A 16,910-nucleotide genomic window follows, 5' to 3' on the forward strand; every position below is an offset into this window, starting at 1 on the left:
TCCCCGCAGTCGTCGGCGGTCCCGCGCCCGGGCGGTGATCTTCGCCGTACGCACAGTCTTCCGCGTCCGCACGGATTCCGGCAGGCCTGTGGATAACCCCGGCCCTGGCCGGACACTCCCCCCTGCCGCTCCCGACCCGCCGCACCACCTTGGGAGAGGATGGAGCCATGCCGAACCGCCTGGCTCATGAGACTTCCCCGTATCTGCTCCAGCACGCCGACAACCCCGTCGACTGGTGGCCGTGGTCCGCCGACGCGTTCGAGGAGGCCCGGCGGCGCGGTGTGCCGGTGCTGCTCAGCGTCGGCTACAGCTCGTGCCACTGGTGCCATGTCATGGCCCACGAGAGCTTCGAGGACCAGGCCACCGCCACGCTGCTCAACGCGCACTTCGTGGCGGTCAAGGTCGACCGCGAGGAGCGCCCGGACGTCGACGCCGTGTACATGGAGGCCGTGCAGGCCGCCACCGGTCAGGGCGGCTGGCCGATGACCGTCTTCCTCACCCCCGACGCCGAGCCCTTCTACTTCGGTACGTACTTCCCGCCCGCGCCCCGGCACGGGATGCCGTCCTTCGGGCAGGTCCTGGAAGGGGTGCGCAGCGCCTGGGCCGACCGCCGCGACGAGGTCGGCGAGGTCGCCGGGCGGATCGTCGCGGACCTGGCCGGGCGCTCGCTGACCGATTCGCTGCCGGCCGACCGGCGGCCGCCGCGCCCCGAGGAGCTGCATGCCGCCCTGATGGGCCTGACCCGTGAATTCGACGCGGTGCGCGGTGGGTTCGGCGGCGCGCCCAAGTTCCCGCCGTCCATGGCGCTGGAGTTCCTGCTGCGCCACCACGCCCGCACCGGCTCCGAGGGAGCCCTGGAGATGGTGCAGGCGACCTGTGAGGCGATGGCCCGCGGCGGCATCTACGACCAGCTCGGCGGCGGTTTCGCGCGCTATGCGGTGGACGCCACGTGGACCGTGCCGCACTTCGAGAAGATGCTCTACGACAACGCGCTGCTGTGCCGGACCTACGCCCACCTGTGGCGCTCCACCGGATCGGACCTGGCCCGCCGGATCGCCGTAGAGACCGCCGACTTCATGGTCCGCGAACTCCGCACCGACCAGGGGGGCTTCGCCTCCGCCCTCGACGCGGACAGCGACGACGGCACGGGGCGGCACGTCGAGGGCGCCTACTACGTGTGGACGCCGGAGCAGCTGCGCACCGTACTGGGGGAGAAGGACGCGGAGTTCGCCGCCACCTACTTCGGCGTCACCGAGGAGGGCACCTTCGAGGAGGGCGCCTCGGTGCTCCAGCTCCCCGACACCGACGGCCTGGCGGACGCCGAGCGGCTGGCCGCAGTCAAGGAGCGGCTGCTGGCGGCGCGCGCCGAGCGGCCCCGCCCCGGGCGGGACGACAAGGTCGTCGCCGCCTGGAACGGGCTGGCCATCGCCGCGCTCGCCGAGACCGGCGCCTACTTCGACCGCCCGGACCTGATCCAGGCCGCCACCGACGCCGCCGACCTGCTGGTCCGGGTCCACATGGACTGGCATGCACGGCTGCACCGCACCTCCCGCGACGGCGTCCCCGGCGCCAACTCCGGTGTGCTGGAGGACTATGCCGATGTCGCCGAGGGCTTCCTCGCCCTCGCCTCGGTCACCGGGGAGGGCGTCTGGCTGGAGTTCGCGGGCTTCTTCCTGGACACCGTGCTGCTGCAGTTCACCACCGAGGACGGCGCGCTGTACGACACGGCGGCCGACGCCGAGGCGCTGATCCGCCGCCCCCAGGACCCGACCGACAACGCCACGCCCTCGGGTTGGACCGCGGCGGCCGGCGCCCTGCTGTCGTACGCGGCGCTGACCGGCAGCGACCTCCACCGGAGCGCCGCGGAGCGGGCTCTGGGCATCGTCACCGCGCTCGGCGGCCGGGCCCCGCGCTTCATCGGCTGGGGGCTCGCCGTCGCCGAAGCCGCGCTGGACGGTCCGCGGGAGATCGCGGTCGTCGGCCCGCAGGGCGATCCGGCCACCGCGGCGCTGCACAAGGCCGCGCTGCTCGGCACCGCCCCGGGAGCGGTGGTCGCGCTGGGCGCCCCGGGCTCCGACGACACCGACGAAGTGCCGCTGCTCAAGGACCGCCCCCTGGTCGACGGTGGTCCGGCCGCGTACGTCTGCCGCCACTTCACCTGCGAGCGCCCCACGACGGACCCGGAGGAACTGGGCGACCGGCTGCGGGGGTGAGGCCGCCGGCCGGGCGGCGCGGCCGCCAACCGGCCGCTGTCGGTGGGCAGTTGTACTCTGCCGGAGTGACGACCTTGCTGGGGCGGCGTCCCCTTGTCCAGGAGGCCGCGGCGCTGCGGGCCGGTACGGACGATCCGGTCGCCGCGGCGCACCGTACGTGCGACCGCGTCGACGCCGTCGATCGGCGGGTGCGGGCGTTCGCGCCGGAGCCCGGCCGGCGGACGCGGCTGGCGGCGGCCGCGGGGGTCGCGGCGGCCGGTGAGCCGGGCCCCGTGGAGCGGCCGCCGCTCCACGGCGTCCTCGTGGGCGTCAAGGACATCGTGCGGGTCGACGGCCTGCCGACCCGGGCCGGCTCGGCGCTGCCGCCCGAGGAGCTCGGCGGTCCGCAGGCCGCGGTCGTCGACCGGCTGTGCGCGGCCGGTGCGCTGATCGCGGGCAAGACCGTGACGGCGGAGTTCGCGGTCACCGCGCCCGGACCGACCCGCAACCCGCACAACCCGGCCCATACCCCCGGGGGTTCGAGCAGTGGTTCGGCCGCCGCGGTCGCCGCCGGCATGGTGCCGCTGGCCATCGGGACGCAGACCGTCGGCTCGATGATCCGGCCCGCCGCGTACTGCGGGGTGACCGGTTTCAAGCCCACCTACGGGCGGATCCCGGTCGACGGGGTGATCCCCAACGCCGTCAGCTTCGACACCCTCGGGTGCTACGCCACGGATGTGGCGGGTGTCGCCCTCGCGGCGTCGGTGCTGCTCGACGGGTGGCGCGCGCCGCGGCCGGAGGCGGGCGGGCGGCGCCCGGTGCTGGGCATACCGGCCGGCCCCTATCTGGAGCGGGCCGGCGAGGAGGCGCTGCGCGCCTTCGCGGACCAGCGGGAACTGCTGCGGGCGGCCGGGTACACGGTCCGTGAGGTCCCGGTGATGGACGACTTCGAGCAGATCGTGGCGCAGCTGTTCACGATGAACCGCTACGAGGTCGCACGGGCCCACACCGACTGGTTCGCGCGCTTCGGCGACCGCTATCGGGAGCAGACCGCGGTCGCGATCCGGCAGGGCCACACGATCAAGGAGGCCGCCTACGAAGCGGCCCGCGCCCGGCGTGCGGAGTTCCGCGAGCGCCTCGCGGCACAGGGGAGCGCCGCCGGCGTCGAGCTGTGGCTCGCCCCGGCGGCCACCGGCCCCGCGCCCGCCGATCTCACCACCACCGGCACCTCGATCATGTGCCTGCCCTGGAGCAACGCCGGTCTGCCGGTGCTCAGTCTGCCCGCCGGCCGCGCCGCCAACGGGATGCCGCTCGGTCTCCAGGTGGTCGGCCGTTTCGGAGCGGACGAGGACCTGCTGACGGCGGCGGCCGGGATCGAGGGCGTACTGGACGGGGTGGCGGCCGAAGGCCCCGGCCGGCCCGGCCTCACAGTGTGAGCCCCCGGGCCAGTACGTCCATCGACCGGTCGATCAGCGCGATCAGCGCGTCCGGGGCGGCGGTCGGGCTCTCCGCGGCCCAGCTCAGCATCGCCTCCTGAAGCGCGGCCAGGATCGCCGCGCTGACGACCCGCAGCTCCAGATCGTCGGCGGGGCGGCCGGCGCGTTCGGCCAGCGCCGCGCTGATCAGCGCGGCGATCCGGGCGGCCTGCTCCGCCGAACGCCCCCGGATGGCGGGCACATCGCGGATCAGTCGGATGCGCTGGAGGAGTTCGGCGCCTTCCTGCGCGGCGATCTCGCCCAGGGTCTCGACGGTGACCCGCCGTATCGACTCCACCATCGGCTCGTCCGCGGGGCGGGCCCGGATCCCGGCCGCCAGCAGGGTGTCGTACTCGTCCGTCAGCACCAGGTCTTCCTTGGTGGGGAAGTACCGGAAGACCGTGCTCAGCGAGACCTCCGCGGCCTCGGCGATCCGCTCGACGGAGGTCGCCTGGTACCCCCGCTCCGCGAAGAGGCGGTAGGCGGCCCGCCGGATCGCCTGCCGGGTCTTGATCTTCTTCCGCTCACGCAGCCCGGGCCGCGGTGTCCGGGGCGGGGAGGTGGCGTTCATGCGTGCGCAGACCATGCCCGGCATTGTCCGGCATCAGGTGTGCGCGGGCCATGTCGGCGGCCGTACGCCGAGGCGCGCGGCGGCCGACTGTCAGTGGCGCATGTCACGCTGGGGCGTGAGGTGGTGACGCTGGGTGAAGCGGGGTGCGGCCTCCGGCGCGTACGCCTCGGGTGCGCCTCGGGAGGGTGTGCGTCAGGCGTGGGTGTAGGCCACCAGGGAGATGCCGACGTAGTGGACGACGAAGGCGGCGAGCGTGAGGGAGTGGAAGACCTCGTGGAAGCCGAACCAGCGGGGCGAGGGGTTGGGGCGCTTGATGCCGTAGATGACGCCGCCGGCGCTGTAGAGCAGGCCGCCGACGACGACGAGGACGAGCACGGCGATACCGCCGGTACGCAGGAAGTCGGGGAGGAAGAAGACCGCGGCCCAGCCCATGGCGATATAGCAGGGGGTGTAGAGCCAGCGGGGCGCGCCGACCCAGAAGACCCGGAAGGCGATACCGGCCAGCGCGGCCGCCCAGATCGCCCAGAGCAGCACCTGGCCCCGGGATCCGGGAATCAGCAGCACCGTCACAGGTGTGTACGTGCCGGCGATGATCAGGAAGATGTTGGCGTGGTCGAGGCGGCGCAGCACACCGTCCATCCGCGGACTCCAATTGCCGCGGTGGTACAGGGCGCTGACGCCGAAGAGCAGGCAGGCGGTCAGCGTGTAGATGGCGCAGGCCAGGCGGCCGCGGGGGCTGTCGGCGAGGGCGGTGAGGATGACACCGGACAGGAGGGCGGCGGGGAACATTCCGGCGTGCAGCCAGCCCCGCAGCTTGGGCTTGAGGGGCGCGGCCGCGGCGGTGACCGCCGCGATCGCGGGCGGCGCGGAGGGGAGCTTGCTCTCGGCGGCGTCGGGCGCGGAAGTCATGGCGCAATGCTACCTACGCAACCGTAAGTTACCGATTCATGTGGAAGTGGTGACGGTCACGAAGTCGCCCTCTGGACAGAACTCTATTGGGGTCGGATGATCAAATGAGTGCGGTCGGCACCGGATGAGCGGTCGCGAAGCATCCGGGTCGCAGCCCCCAAGGGGCAGACAACCAAAAGAAGCGGATCATCCCGTCACAACGGGCAGATATCCGTCCACACCCTCATCTAGGAGCGATCGTGGCGCGCGACAACGCGGCTCCCACCATTCCGACCCGTCACCAAGGCCTGATCTCCTGGGTCGACGAGATCGCAGCGCTCACCCAGCCCGACCGGGTCGTCTGGTGTGACGGCTCGGAGGCGGAGTACGAGCGTCTGTGCGAGGAGCTCGTCGACAAGGGCACGTTCAAGAAGCTCGACCCGATCAAGCGCCCCAACTCCTACTACGCGGCCTCCGACCCGACCGACGTCGCGCGCGTGGAGGACCGCACGTTCATCTGCTCCGAGAAGGAGGAGGACGCCGGGCCGACCAACCACTGGAAGGCCCCCGCCGAGATGCGGGAGATCTTCGCCGGCGAGCAGGGCCGGGGCGGCATCTTCCGCGGCTCGATGAAGGGCCGGACGATGTACGTCGTCCCGTTCTGCATGGGCCCGCTCGGCTCCGAGCTGTCCGCGATCGGCGTGGAGATCACCGACTCCGCGTACGTCGCCGTCTCCATGCGCACCATGACCCGTATGGGCCGGGCCGTCCTGGACGAGCTGGGCGACGACGGCTTCTTCGTCAAGGCCGTGCACACCCTGGGCGCCCCGCTGGCCGAGGGCGAGCAGGACGTTCCGTGGCCGTGCAACTCCACCAAGTACATCTCGCACTTCCCCGAGGCCCGCGAGATCTGGTCCTACGGCTCCGGCTACGGCGGCAACGCCCTACTGGGCAAGAAGTGCTACGCCCTGCGCATCGCCTCCGTCATGGCCCGCGACGAGGGCTGGCTCGCCGAGCACATGCTGATCCTCAAGCTGACGCCGCCGCAGGGCGAGTCGAAGTACGTGGCCGCCGCCTTCCCGTCCGCCTGCGGCAAGACCAACCTCGCCATGCTGGAGCCCACGATCTCCGGCTGGACCGTCGAGACGATCGGCGACGACATCGCCTGGATGCGGTTCGGCGAGGACGGCCGGCTCTACGCGATCAACCCCGAGGCCGGCTTCTTCGGCGTCGCGCCCGGTACCGGCGAGCACACCAACGCCAACGCCATGAAGACGCTGTGGGGCAACTCCGTCTTCACCAACGTCGCCCTGACCGACGACAACGACATCTGGTGGGAGGGCATGACGGAGGAGACTCCGGCCCACCTCACCGACTGGAAGGGCAACGACTGGACGCCGGAGTCCGCGACCCCGGCCGCCCACCCCAACGCCCGCTTCACCGTGCCCGCCTCGCAGTGCCCGATCATCGCGCCCGAGTGGGAGGACCCCAAGGGCGTGCCGATCTCGGCGATCCTCTTCGGCGGCCGCCGCGCCTCGGCGGTGCCGCTGGTCACCGAGTCCTTCGACTGGAACCACGGCGTCTTCCTGGGGGCGAACGTGGCCTCCGAGAAGACCGCCGCGGCCGAGGGCAAGGTCGGCGAGCTGCGCCGCGACCCGTTCGCCATGCTGCCGTTCTGCGGCTACAACATGGGCGACTACATGGCCCACTGGGTCAAGGTCGGCGCCGGCAAGGACCAGGCGAAGCTGCCGAAGATCTACTACGTGAACTGGTTCCGCAAGAACGACGCGGGCAAGTTCGTCTGGCCGGGCTTCGGCGAGAACAGCCGCGTCCTGAAGTGGATCGTCGACCGCCTCGACGGCCGCGCCGAGGGTGTCGAGACCCCGATCGGCATCCTGCCGGCGAAGGGCTCCCTGGACACCGAGGGCCTCGAACTGGCCGACGCCGACCTGGACTTCCTGCTCACCGTCGACAAGGAGATCTGGCGCGAGGAGGCCGGTCTGGTGCCCGAGCACCTCAACACCTTCGGCGACCACACGCCCAAGGAGCTGTGGGACGAGTACCGGGCGCTGGTCCGGCGGCTGGAGCAGTAGCCGCCGACGCACGCCCGGCCGGGGCCCCGCACGAACGTGTGCGGGGCCCCGGCCCGTTCCCCGAGGTGGGCCGCCGCGGACGGGAACGGACCGGGGACCGGCGGTGGCTTCGAGATCTCCGTCCCGGCTGGCCCGGTCGGGTGACGCCGGCGCGTCGGCCGCCGTCAGGCCGAGGCGAGATCCGGCAGCGGCTCGGCGTGCGCCGCCAGCCGCTCCGCCGCCAGGGTCATCGCCGCGGCGTCGTCCCGGGACGTGGCGACCGCCAGGGCGTTCCCGGCCAGGGCGCGGGCGCGCTGCCGCAGGGCCTCGACGCGCGGCGCGGTGCCGCCGTCGGTGGGCTCGGCGCGCAGTGGGTAGTGGCCGCCGCTCAGCCGCGCGACCTGCTCGGCGATGCGGTCGGCGGCGGCGCCCAGCGCGGCGGCGTCCATCTCCCGGGCCTCGGCGGTCTCGGCCCGCACCGCCAGCGCGTGCAGCTCGTCGGTGACGGTGAGGAGCGCGGTCAGCTGTCCGGCGAGCCGGATCTGAAGCTCTTCCTCACGGGAGCGGTGCGGGATCTGCGGGGCGGCGGCGGCCATGGTGTGGACCGACTTCGTGCGGATCGGTTCGTACATGGGACAGCCTCCTGAATACGTTCAGGAAGCCATCCTAGCTTAGACGCTGTCTAAAGTTGAGTTCCGTACAGAGGTCGGGTCGGCTCAGTACTGTCCGTAACCGTCGAGGAAGGTGCCGATCCGGGTGACCGCGTCCGCCAGGTCGTCCTTGCTGGGCAGGGTGACCAGCCGGAAGTGGTCCGGCTCCGGCCAGTTGAAGCCGGTGCCGTGCACGATCATGATCTTCTCGGCGCGCAGCAGGTCGAGGACCATCTGCCGGTCGTCCTTGACCTTGTAGACCTTCGGGTCCAGCCGCGGGAAGGCGTACAGCGCGCCCTTCGGCTTGACGCAGCTGACGCCGGGGATCTGGGTCAGCAGCTCGTAGGCCGTGTCGCGCTGCTCCAGCAGGCGGCCGCCGGGCAGCACCAGGTCGTTGATCGACTGCCGGCCGCCGAGCGCGGTGGCCACCGCGTGCTGGGCCGGCATGTTGGCGCACAGCCGCATATTGGCGAGGATCGTCAACCCCTCGATGTACGACGTGGCGTGCGCCTTGGGGCCGCAGACCGCCATCCAGCCGCTGCGGTAGCCCGCCACCCGGTAGGACTTGGACAGTCCGTTGAACGTCAGGGTCAGCAGGTCGGGGGCGAGCGAGGCGAACGGGGTGTGGGTGGCGCCGTCGTAGAGGATCTTGTCGTAGATCTCGTCGGCGCAGACGATCAGGTTGTGCCGGCGGGCGATCTCCGCGATGCCCCGCAGCAGCTCGTCGTCGTACACGGCGCCCGTGGGGTTGTTGGGGTTGATGACGACGATGGCCTTGGTGCGGTCGGTGACCTTGCGCTCGATGTCGGCGAGGTCCGGCATCCAGTCCGCCTGCTCGTCGCAGCGGTAGTGCACGGCCGTGCCTCCGGACAGGGAGACCGACGCCGTCCACAGCGGGTAGTCCGGGGCGGGGACCAGCACCTCGTCGCCGTCGTCCAGCAGGGCCTGCATCGACATCTGGATCAGCTCGGAGACGCCGTTGCCGAGGTAGACGTCGTCGACGGAGAGGTCGATGCCCTTGGTCTGGTAGTGCTGCATCACCGCGCGGCGGGCGGAGAGCAGGCCCTTGGCATCGCCGTAGCCGTGTGCCGTCCCGACCGTGCGGAGGATGTCCTCCAGGATCTCGGGCGGGCAGTCGAAGCCGAACGCCGCGGGGTTGCCGGTGTTGAGCTTGAGGATGCGGTGACCCGCCGCCTCCAGGCGCATGGCCTCCTCGAGCACCGGGCCACGGATTTCGTAGCAGACGTTGGCGAGCTTCGTTGACTGGATCACCTGCATGTCCGCCACCTTACGGGCGCGTTTCGGTACCCGCCCGGTGTTTTTCCCCACGTCGATCAGCGCATGGTGTGGGGTTCCTCACGGGTGGTGACCGCCCGCGGGTGCCCGCCGCGCCGCTGATTCCGCGTGCCTGGTGTTTTCACGGTAGACCGGCGCGCGGGCGCGTACGCCGGTACGCTCCGGGCGCATGGCCACCTCGGCTCCCCTGCCTCCGCCCAGCACACCCGGCTTACCGCTCCCCGCGCCGGCGCCCACCGCGTCCGCGCCGCCGGCGCACGGCCCCTTCACCCTGCTCAACGACGAACCGGTCGCCGAGCCCGGCGCGGACCTGCTCGGCGCCGGCCGGGCCGCCCGGCAGCTCGCCGGACTGCTGGTCGCCTCCCGCGCCTCCACGCCCTTCACGCTCGCCGTCGACGCCGGCTGGGGCATGGGCAAGAGCAGCCTGATGCGGCTGGTCGACGCGGAGCTGGCGCACGCCCCCGAGGTGCACACCGTCTGGTACAACGCCTGGACCTCGACCGGCGCCGACGCGCTGGAGGGGCTGATCAAGTCCGTCCTGATGCGCTTCGACCGGCGGGTGCTGCGCCGCGGACTGCAGCGGGTCGGCGAGCGGCGCGCGCTGCTGCGGGCCCTGCGGGCGCTGAGCACCGTCGCCGCCGGGCCGCTGGGAGTGGCCGGCCTGGTCGACGAGCTGTGGAAGAGGCTCTCCGTCGACTCCCAGGCCCGCAACGAGATGCGGGGCGCGATCGGCGACCTGGTCCAGGAGTGGTCCGAGACCGCCGAGTTCCGGCCCCGCCGGCTCCTGGTGGTCTTCATCGACGACCTCGACCGCTGCTCGGAGGAGACGGTGCTGGCCGTCTGCGAGGCGGTGAAGGTCTATCTGGACGTACCGGGGCTGGCGTTCGTGGTCGGCTGCGACCGCTCGGCGCTCGGGCCGAACGGGCTGCTGCGCGATCTGTCGCCGGCCGGCTCGGCGTTCATGGAGAAGATCTTCCAGACCAGCTACCGCATCCCGGCCGCCGACAATCACGGCGTCAAGGACTACATCCGCTGGTGCGCACGGACCGCCGGCATCGAGCCGCTGCTCGACGACGCCCTGGTCGACCTGCTGGCGCAGCGCTCGGACCGCAACCCGCGCCGCATCAAGCGCCTGGTGAACGGCTTCGTCCTGGAGGCCACGCTCAACCCCGTCTGGCGCGACTTCGGGCCGGACGCGGTGATCAGGACGCTGCTGCTGCAGTACTTCTACCCCGACTTCTACCGCATGATGACCGGTCCGTCCGGCACCGTCGACGGCGATGTGGTGGCCGAGTTCCGGACCTACCGCGCGGTGCGGCGGACGCTGCTGGCGCCCGCCGGCGCCCCCGGGGAGGAGACCGACGTACGCGACTTCCTCGGGCGCTACGACCTGGTGCTGCCGCAGCCGCTCGGTGCGGGCGGCGACGAGGTGCTGGCCGTGCTGGAGCGCCAACTGCCCAACGAGTTCCCGGACCTGGTGGTCAATCCGGCGTTCACCTCCCTGGTGGACGAGCTGACCGCCCGCCCGGACGCCGCGCAGCTGCTGCTGCGGCTGCGCGAGGGCCCGCTGGGCGCGGGTGCGGAGCCGACCCGGATGTCCCGGGAGTGGGCCCCGGTGTGGCAGGGGCTGGGCTCGGGGGCGGACGGCTACGCCACCGGGTTCGGCCCGCCGCTGGCGTGGCCGGGCGACGGGACGTACGGCGGTTACGGGGCGGGGCCGCCGCAGCCGATGCCGCAGCAGGGCCGGGTGCCGGCCCCGCAGGTACCGCAGTCCCCGGTGCCGCAGGGGGCCTACCCCCAGGGTGGGTACCCACAACCGGGCGGGTACCCCCAGCAGAGCCCGTACCCGGCAGCGCCGGTTTTCGACGTCCTGTGGGTCGACGACCAGCCGGACCGCAAGGCCGTGGTGCGCGAGGTGCTGGAGGGCCTGGGGGCGCAGGTCAGCCATGTGCCCAGGAGCGCCGCCGCCGTGCAGGCACTCCGCAACCGCACCCCCGACCTGCTGGTCTCCGACATCAGCCGGGGCTCGGACCACTCCGCCGGTTTCGAGATGGTGCGGCGGCTCCAGGAGGACGGCAACTACGACGGCCCGGTGGTCTTCTTCACCATCCGGCGGTCCGCCGAACGCGAGGAGCGGGCCGCCGCGCTGGGCGCCTCGCTCACCAACAACGAGCAGGAGCTGCGCGAACTGGTGCTGCTCGCCCTGCAGAGCCGGGCCGAGGAGCGGACCCCGCCGGGTGACCGGAAGCCGCCCCGGCGGGGGGCACTGCCGCAGAGCGGGTGGTTCCCCTCCCTGTGACCGTCAGCGTCGGCCGGGCGTCCGCCGTACCGTCCGCCCCGCCAGCACATCCGTGCGCCGCCCTTCCTCGATCACGAACCGGCCGTCGATCAGGACGTACGGGATACCGGTCGGCAGCGTGCGGGGGGCGTCGAAGGTCGACCCCGCCGCGACCGTGGCCGGGTCGAAGAGGACCAGGTCGGCGCGGTGGCCCTCGCGCACCAGGCCCCGGTCGGGCAGCCGCAGCCGGGCCGCCGGGCGCCCGGTCAGATGGGCGACGCACTCCTCCAGCGACAGCACGCCCGACTCGCGGACGTAACGGCCGAGGTAGTGCGGGAAGGTGCCGTACGCCCGCGGATGCGGCTTGTCGCCCTGGAGGATGCCGTCGCTGCCGCCGGTGTGCACCCGGTGGCGCATGATCCGGCGGACGTTGTCCTCATGGCCGACGTGCTGGAGGATCGTCGAACCGAGGCGATCGTCGATCAGCAGCCGGCGGGCGGTCGCCCAGGGCTCCTCGCCGCGTTCGGCGGCGGTGCGCGCGACGGTCCGGCCGACGTGGCCGGCCAGGGCGGGGTCCGCGACACCGGAGATCTCGATGGTGTCCCAGTCGATGGGCACGCCGTGGCAGCCGTCCGCGCCCGCCACCTCCATGACGTGCCGGATCCGCTCGGCCGTCGCCTCGTCGCGCAGCCGGGCCAGCACCGCCTCCGGGCCGCCCTCGCCGGCCCAGCTCGGCAGCATCGCGACCAGCGTCGTGCAGCCGGGGGTGTAGGGGTAGGTGTCGAGGGTGATGTCCGCGCCGGCGTCCAGGGCCGCGTCCAGGAGGGACAGCAGTTCGGGCGCGCGACCCTCGTTGACGCCGAAGTTCATGGTGGCGTGGGCCAGATGCAGCGCACAGCCGGCCTCGCGGGTGAGGGCGATCATCTCCCGGTACGCCGCGAGGGCGCCCGCACCGTAGGAGCGGTGGTGCGGGCAGTAGTAGCCGCCGTACTCCGCCACCACCCGGCACAGCTCGGTGAGTTCGGCGTCGTCGGCGTACATGCCGGGCGTGTAGGTGAGCCCGGAGGACATGCCGACCGCGCCCTGCGCCATGCCCTGCGCGACCAACTGCCGCATCCGGTTCAGCTCTTCGGGCGTCGCCGCGCGGTCCTCCCAGCCGACCGCGAGCATCCGGACCGTGCCCTGCGGGATCAGATACGCGGCGTTCACCGCGATGCCGCGGCCGTCGAAGCCGTGGTCGAGGCGGTCCAGATACTCGCCGACCGACCGCCAGGCGAAGTCGATGTCGCCCTCGCCGTAGCCGTTCCAGCCGGTGATCGCGCGGCGCACCTCGGCGAGCGTGCGGTCGTCGACCGGCGCGTACGACAGCCCGTCCTGGCCGATGACTTCGAGGGTCACGCCCTGTGCGGCCTTCGCGCTGTGGTCGGGGTCGCGCAGCAGTGCGAGGTCGCTGTGGGCGTGCATGTCGATGAAGCCGGGGGAGAGGACCAGGCCCTCGGCGTCCAGCTGCCGCCGGGCGGTGGGGCGCTGGCAGCCCGCCGCCGCGGCCTCCTTGACGATCGCGACGATCCGGCCGCCGTCGACCACCGCATCGGCGCGGTAGGAGGGCGCGCCGCTGCCGTCCACGACCTCCGCGTCACGGATGACGAGGTCTTCCACCGCCGGCCCCCTAGAAGAACGTGCGGATGAAGTCCGTGACCGTGCCGTCCCGCTCGACCAGCGGGATGAGCTGCCACTTGTCGAAGGAGGTGCAGGGGTGCGACAGCCCCAGCCCCACCCAGTCGCCGACCTCCACGTCGCCGGAGCGCTCGGTGGTCAGCCACGCGTGCTGGTCGGACAGCTTGGTGACGGTCAGTCCGTCGGCCGGCCGCTCGGTGCCGTCCCGGCCGGACCGTACGACCTGGGCCCGCGGCAGATGCAGGTCGTAGGCCGCGTCGCGCTTGCCCGCGTTGAGGAACGCCTGCTCGGGCGTGGGACGCGAGACGACCTGCGCCCACAGCCGGAAGGCGGGCTGCAGGGCACCCTCCTGGGGGATGCGGTTGAAGGGCGTGAGGTTGCGGTAGTGGCCGTCGTCGTGGCTGACGTACGCGCCCGAGCGCAGCAGCTTCAGGACCGGCGCGGACAGCTCGGGGAGCTGCTCGAAGACCTCGGCGACCGTGTCGAACCAGGCGCTGCCGCCGGCGCTGACCACGATCTGGTCGAGGTCGGCGAACCGGCCCGCCTTGTCGAGCTCCACGGCCAGCGACACCAGCCGGCGCAGCCAGGCGGTCACCCGCTCGGTGTCGGCGTCGGGCACCTCGCCCTCGTACCCCGCGACGCCCACCAGGCGCAGGGTGTCCACGCCCGCGATGGCGTCGGCGAGTTCCAGGCACTCGGCCTCCGTGCGGACGCCGGTCCGCGCGCCCTCGCCGGCGCCCAGCTCGATGACCACGTCCACCGGGCGGACGGCCCCGGCCTCCCGCAGCGCCACGTCCATCAGCTCGATACCGCGCAGCGAGTCGACGTAGCAGACGAAGCGGAAGTCCGGGTCGGCGGCCAGTTCGCCGGCCAGCCAGCGCAGTCCGGCCGGGTCCACGACCTCGTTGGCCAGGAAGATCCGCTGGATGCCGAAGGTGCGGTAGACCCGGGCCTGGTGGGGGACGGCGGCGGTGATGCCCCAGGCGCCGTGCTCCAGTTGGCGTGCGAAGAGCTGCGGGGCCATGCAGGTCTTGCCGTGCGGGGCGAAGGCCAACCCGTGGCGGGTGGAGTACGTCTCCATCAGTGCCAGGTTGTGCTCGACCGAGTCGGCGGCCAGGGCCAGGACGGGGGTGGTGAACCCGCCGGTGAACAGGTTGCGGCGCTCGGCGGCCAGCTCGCCGACGGTCAGCCCCTCGGCGTCCGGGGGGAGGGCCTTGAAGCGGTGGTCGACCCGTTCGTCCGCGAGTTCCCCGAGTCCCTGGGTGAGCCGCTCGCCGGCCATGGGGCCTCCTCAAAAGATCCTGTTGCACTCTCTGCAACACTCGTTGCGCATATCGCTGACAGCTGTCTAACATCCGAGCCATCGCCCGGTCAATGGTGCGGAACACGGCCCGAACGCGGCCGGATACGCGGTGGCACACCGCCCCGGACACCGCCCGCACGAGCCGCCCAGCGAAGGAGCGCAACCGATCGTGACCAGGTCCTCGAACGCCGGCGGCACCGCCGCCCAGGACGGCGCACCCGCCCCGGACGCCGACGTCGTCTGCCTCGGCGAGTCCATGGTCACCTTCCTGCCCAGCCGCCCCGGGCGGCTCGCCGACGTGCCGTCCTTCGACCGCGCCATCGGCGGTGCCGAATCCAACGTCGCCTGTACCCTCGCCCGCGCCGGCCACACCGCCCGCTGGATCTCCCGCGTCGGCGCCGACGGCTTCGGCGACCACCTGCTCACCGCCATCGCCGACTGCGGCGTCGACGTCTCCCACGCCCGCCGCGACCCGCTGCGCCCGACCGGCGTCTACTTCCGTACGGCCGGCGACCGCGGCACCGACGCCCACGAAGTCGCCTACTACCGGGCGGGCTCCGCCGCCTCCGCCATGTCCGCCGCCACCATGGACCTGGCCGCGATCCGCGCCGGCCGGGTGCTGCACCTGTCGGGCATCACGGCCGCGCTCTCCGCCGACTGCCTGGGCCTGCTGCGCGAACTCACCGGGTCCCGCCCCGCCGCCGGTCGCCCGCTCGTCTCCTTCGACGTCAACCACCGGCCCGGCCTGTGGCAGGGCGCCGACGACGCCCGGGTCCTGCTCGACCTCGCCCGCGGTGCCGACCTGGTCTTCGTCGGCGAGGACGAGGCGGCCGAGGCCTGGGGCATCACCGGCGGCCCGGACGCGCTGCGCGCGGCGCTGCCCGAGCCCGCCACCCTGGTCGTCAAGCGCGGGGCCGCGGGCGCGGTCGCCTACGACAGCCGCGGCGGCCGGCACACCGAGCCCGCCCCGCGCGTCGACGTGGTCGCCGCGGTCGGCGCGGGCGACGCCTTCGCCGCCGGATACCTCTCCGCCACCCTCCGCGGCCTGCCCGTCCCCACCCGCGTCCGCCACGGCCACCTGTGGGCCGCCGCGGTCCTCACCGTCCCCGGTGACCTGACACCGCCCCCGTCCCGCGCGCACGCCGACCGCCTCGCCGCCCTCGGCGAGGCGGCCTGGGGCACACTGCACCTCGGCCCCGGCTGGACGAAAGCCACGACAGCCGACGAGCGGGCCGTCGAGGAGGTATCCACGCCATGAGTCAGACCGTCGACCGCGCGCTGAGCATCCTGCCGCTGCTCGCCGAGGGGCCCGCCGACCTGGGGCAGGTCGCCGACCGACTCGGCGTCCACAAGTCCACCGCGCTGCGCCTGCTGCGCACGCTGCACGAGCACGGGCTCGTCCACCGCCAGCCCGACCAGCGCTACCGCCTCGGCGCTCGGCTCTTCGCACTGGCCCAGCAGGCCGTCGAGAACCTCGACGTACGCGAGATCGCCCACCCCCACCTCGTCGAACTCAACGAGAAGTGCGGACACACCGTCCACCTCGCCGTCCACGAGGAGAACGAGGTCCTCTACATCGACAAGGTCGAGAGCCGCTACCCGGTCCGGATGTACTCCCGGATCGGCAAGCCCGTCGCGATAACGGTCGCCGCCGTGGCCAAGCTGCTCCTCGCCGACCTGCCCGGGCCCGAGCGCCGCGCCCTCGCGGAGAGGCTCGACTACCCCCGCTACACGTCCCGTTCGACCCCCGACGCCACGGCCTTCCTCGCCGAACTGGCCAAGGTCCGCGAACAGGGCTGGGCCACCGACCTCGGTGGCCACGAGGAGTCCATCAACTGCGTCGCGGCGCCCATCCGCGGCGCGGACGGGCGGGCCGTCGCCGCCATGTCGGTCTCCGCACCGAACGTCGTCGTCAGCGCCGACGAACTCCTCGCACTGCTCCCGCTGGTACGCCGCACCGCCGAGGCGATCAGCCGGGAGTACTCCGGCAAGACCCCAGTGAAGGACACCGAATGACGGACAAGACCGCGATCACCCCGGCCACCCACACCACCCCGCCCGCGGCGTTCTCCCACGGCGTCAAGAAGGGCAACATCCTCCAGGTCGCCGGCCAGGTCGGCTTCCTGCCCGCCGTCGAGGGCCAGCCCCCCACGCCCGCCGGCCCCACCCTGCGCGAGCAGACCCTGCAGACCCTCGCCAACGTCCACGCCGTCCTCGAAGCGGGCGGCGCCACCTGGGACGACGTGATGATGATCCGCGTCTACCTCACCGACGTGGACCACTTCGCCGAGATGAACGCGCTCTACAACGCCTACTTCGAGGAGCAGGGCCTGACGGCGGCCCCCGCCGCCCGCACCACCGTCTACGTCGGTCTCCCCAAGGGCCTGCTCATCGAGATCGACGCCCTCGCGGTCCTCGGCTGACGCGCTGAACCAGCACCGCTGAACACCCCGCAAGCCGTATGTCGTCACGGCACGGCGCCCCCGGCCACGCTCTCCCGGGCGCCGT

Annotated in this window: 13 protein-coding genes; 7 read left to right on the forward strand and 6 right to left on the reverse strand. The window is 72.7% G+C overall.

What is annotated here, in order from left to right; all coding sequences use genetic code 11:
• Positions 1 to 167 precede the first annotated feature (167 nt).
• Positions 168 to 2,213: a thioredoxin domain-containing protein gene (locus WAB15_RS26305; RefSeq protein WP_407287763.1), complete on the forward strand. Its 2,046-nt coding sequence runs from the start codon at positions 168 to 170 to the stop codon at positions 2,211 to 2,213.
• A 65-nt stretch (positions 2,214 to 2,278) separates the two neighbouring features.
• On the forward strand, positions 2,279 to 3,628 hold the full coding sequence (locus WAB15_RS26310) for an amidase (RefSeq protein ID WP_407287764.1): 1,350 nt from the start codon (positions 2,279 to 2,281) through the stop codon (positions 3,626 to 3,628).
• On the opposite strand, the gene WAB15_RS26315 is transcribed toward WAB15_RS26310, so the two are convergent.
• Both WAB15_RS26315 and WAB15_RS26320 read right to left on the reverse strand, forming a co-directional pair.
• Positions 3,618 to 4,253, reverse strand: coding sequence for a TetR/AcrR family transcriptional regulator (locus tag WAB15_RS26315; RefSeq protein ID WP_407287765.1), 636 nt, complete (start codon positions 4,251 to 4,253; stop codon positions 3,618 to 3,620). The two genes, WAB15_RS26310 and WAB15_RS26315, sit on opposite strands and share 11 nt — an antisense overlap.
• A 177-nt stretch (positions 4,254 to 4,430) precedes the next feature.
• Complete coding sequence (locus tag WAB15_RS26320; protein ID WP_399150150.1) at positions 4,431 to 5,147, reverse strand: hemolysin III family protein; 717 nt, start codon at positions 5,145 to 5,147, stop codon at positions 4,431 to 4,433.
• A gap of 239 nt (positions 5,148 to 5,386) precedes the next feature.
• Between WAB15_RS26320 and WAB15_RS26325 the strand changes: the two genes are divergently transcribed.
• Positions 5,387 to 7,219 carry a phosphoenolpyruvate carboxykinase (GTP) gene (locus tag WAB15_RS26325; RefSeq protein WP_399150149.1) on the forward strand — a complete coding sequence of 611 codons (1,833 nt, stop codon included), beginning with the start codon at positions 5,387 to 5,389 and terminating at the stop codon, positions 7,217 to 7,219.
• A gap of 164 nt (positions 7,220 to 7,383) precedes the next feature.
• Here WAB15_RS26325 and WAB15_RS26330 read toward each other — a convergent pair whose 3' ends face one another.
• Both WAB15_RS26330 and WAB15_RS26335 read right to left on the reverse strand, forming a co-directional pair.
• Positions 7,384 to 7,830 carry a hypothetical protein gene (locus WAB15_RS26330; protein ID WP_407287766.1) on the reverse strand — a complete coding sequence of 149 codons (447 nt, stop codon included), beginning with the start codon at positions 7,828 to 7,830 and terminating at the stop codon, positions 7,384 to 7,386.
• Between the two features lie 84 nt (positions 7,831 to 7,914).
• Positions 7,915 to 9,126 (reverse strand): pyridoxal phosphate-dependent aminotransferase, encoded by a 1,212-nt coding sequence (locus WAB15_RS26335; RefSeq protein WP_399150147.1) that lies wholly within the window; start codon positions 9,124 to 9,126, stop codon positions 7,915 to 7,917.
• A gap of 187 nt (positions 9,127 to 9,313) precedes the next feature.
• On the opposite strand from WAB15_RS26335, the gene WAB15_RS26340 reads away from it, so the two are divergent.
• Positions 9,314 to 11,443 (forward strand): P-loop NTPase fold protein, encoded by a 2,130-nt coding sequence (locus WAB15_RS26340; protein WP_407287767.1) that lies wholly within the window; start codon positions 9,314 to 9,316, stop codon positions 11,441 to 11,443.
• A 3-nt stretch (positions 11,444 to 11,446) separates the two neighbouring features.
• On the opposite strand, the gene WAB15_RS26345 is transcribed toward WAB15_RS26340, so the two are convergent.
• Positions 11,447 to 13,081, reverse strand: coding sequence for an amidohydrolase family protein (locus WAB15_RS26345; RefSeq protein ID WP_407287768.1), 1,635 nt, complete (start codon positions 13,079 to 13,081; stop codon positions 11,447 to 11,449).
• Positions 13,082 to 13,091: 10 nt separating this feature from the next.
• Complete coding sequence (locus WAB15_RS26350; RefSeq protein ID WP_399150144.1) at positions 13,092 to 14,381, reverse strand: amino acid deaminase; 1,290 nt, start codon at positions 14,379 to 14,381, stop codon at positions 13,092 to 13,094.
• 277 nt (positions 14,382 to 14,658) lie between these two features.
• Here WAB15_RS26350 and WAB15_RS26355 point away from each other — a divergent pair, with 277 nt between their 5' ends.
• Genes WAB15_RS26355 through WAB15_RS26365 form a run of 3 tightly spaced genes read left to right on the forward strand, consistent with a single transcriptional unit; the run spans position 14,659 to position 16,825 of the window.
• Complete coding sequence (locus tag WAB15_RS26355; RefSeq protein WP_407289305.1) at positions 14,659 to 15,660, forward strand: sugar kinase; 1,002 nt, start codon at positions 14,659 to 14,661, stop codon at positions 15,658 to 15,660.
• Positions 15,657 to 16,418: an IclR family transcriptional regulator gene (locus WAB15_RS26360; protein WP_399150143.1), complete on the forward strand. Its 762-nt coding sequence runs from the start codon at positions 15,657 to 15,659 to the stop codon at positions 16,416 to 16,418. The genes WAB15_RS26355 and WAB15_RS26360 overlap by 4 nt, the downstream gene beginning before the upstream one ends.
• Positions 16,415 to 16,825, forward strand: coding sequence for a RidA family protein (locus tag WAB15_RS26365; protein WP_399150142.1), 411 nt, complete (start codon positions 16,415 to 16,417; stop codon positions 16,823 to 16,825). Before WAB15_RS26360 ends, WAB15_RS26365 begins: the two co-directional genes overlap by 4 nt.
• Positions 16,826 to 16,910: the final 85 nt, after the last annotated feature.

The organism is Streptomyces sirii, from assembly GCF_045690365.1.
GTDB classification, from domain to species: domain Bacteria; phylum Actinomycetota; class Actinomycetes; order Streptomycetales; family Streptomycetaceae; genus Streptomyces; species Streptomyces sirii.

Coding starts and splice junctions, on each gene's coding strand:
- WAB15_RS26305 (WP_407287763.1), top strand. CDS start 168: ATGCCGAACCGCCTGGCTCATGAGACTTCCCCGTATCTGCTCCAGCAC.
- WAB15_RS26315 (WP_407287765.1), bottom strand. CDS start 4,253: ATGGTCTGCGCACGCATGAACGCCACCTCCCCGCCCCGGACACCGCGG.
- WAB15_RS26320 (WP_399150150.1), bottom strand. CDS start 5,147: ATGACTTCCGCGCCCGACGCCGCCGAGAGCAAGCTCCCCTCCGCGCCG.
- WAB15_RS26330 (WP_407287766.1), bottom strand. CDS start 7,830: ATGTACGAACCGATCCGCACGAAGTCGGTCCACACCATGGCCGCCGCC.
- WAB15_RS26335 (WP_399150147.1), bottom strand. CDS start 9,126: ATGCAGGTGATCCAGTCAACGAAGCTCGCCAACGTCTGCTACGAAATC.
- WAB15_RS26340 (WP_407287767.1), top strand. CDS start 9,314: ATGGCCACCTCGGCTCCCCTGCCTCCGCCCAGCACACCCGGCTTACCG.
- WAB15_RS26350 (WP_399150144.1), bottom strand. CDS start 14,381: ATGGCCGGCGAGCGGCTCACCCAGGGACTCGGGGAACTCGCGGACGAA.
- WAB15_RS26355 (WP_407289305.1), top strand. CDS start 14,659: ATGGTCACCTTCCTGCCCAGCCGCCCCGGGCGGCTCGCCGACGTGCCG.
- WAB15_RS26360 (WP_399150143.1), top strand. CDS start 15,657: ATGAGTCAGACCGTCGACCGCGCGCTGAGCATCCTGCCGCTGCTCGCC.
- WAB15_RS26365 (WP_399150142.1), top strand. CDS start 16,415: ATGACGGACAAGACCGCGATCACCCCGGCCACCCACACCACCCCGCCC.